1 protein-coding gene is annotated in these 1,005 nt (G+C 51.8%); it reads right to left on the bottom strand.

Going from position 1 to position 1,005, the window contains the following annotated elements; translation table 11 throughout:
• Window positions 1-1,005, bottom strand: a 1,005-nt coding sequence (locus EHN13_RS23905) for a DUF927 domain-containing protein (RefSeq protein ID WP_124022184.1), incomplete at both ends; no start/stop codon positions are given.

Genomic DNA, 1,005 nt, shown 5'->3' with positions numbered 1-1,005 from the left:
CCACCAGTGACAGTTCCCCGGTGGACAGAAACAACAGATTCCAGCGGTTGGTTTCCCTTACCGATCCATCTGTTCTGGCTCTGGCTTTGCCCTGCCCGTTAGCCAGCATATAAGCGATATTCCCCGCCTCCCTGCCGTCAACCTCCCGGATTTCATCCAGCATCAGCGTGGCATCATTACGGCGGCTCGCCGTTCCTTCTAAGGCATTCCCCGTCGCCCGCCACGTATGCCAGAAATCTGTTCCACCACATACTGATGCAGCCACTTTCATCGTCGTGGTTTTACCGTCCGTCGATTCTCCTTTGAGGTGATAACCTCCACCGCCGATACCAACCAGTTTCAGAAGGGGGGCAGCAAATGCCAGACTCACCGCAAAGGCAAGACGGGCATTCTTTATGCAGTAACGGCTTATATTTTCACGCCAGTCCTCTGATGTACCGCTGACACGAAAATCACGCCCCTGCACACTCGACGTTTGTAAGATGACTGACTGGGCTTCACGCCCTATCACTTCATCCTGGAGAACGTAAACCCCGCCTTGCCAGCCCGTTTTATTCACACAGGTTACTTTTCTGTCCGGTTTACACAGCGAGATATATTCCATCAGGAATGCTCTGGCCATACCGTTAATGTTGATGTAAGAAAGCCCGTTAACCAACAGAACGCGGCGCAGCTCTTCCCCGCTGCCACCCAGCATCTCCATCGGCATTGCCCATTTACGGCTGTTTCCGTTGGTATCTTCCCATTCCAGCAAACGCCCGTAATTACTTCCATCAGCATCACTGGTGATTGCCGTCACCCGCAACGGACTGCAAATTTTGATATTACGTATCTCCGTATCACCATCAGATTTATTAACCAGCTTGTCGTACCACAAATATTCTTTTGTCAGCCGGAATCCTTCTGGTAAACGGGTCTGCCCTTTGCCATGCAGCGTCATTTCTTCACGAAAGGCATCTCTCGCCCGTTCTTTCCCCACTTCCTGCCGATAATCATCCCAGTCAG

The organism is Citrobacter youngae (genome assembly GCF_003818115.1).
GTDB classification, from domain to species: domain Bacteria; phylum Pseudomonadota; class Gammaproteobacteria; order Enterobacterales; family Enterobacteriaceae; genus Citrobacter; species Citrobacter youngae.
The sequence above is the reverse complement of the archived record's forward strand: the minus strand, read 5'-3'. Positions and strand labels throughout refer to the sequence as shown.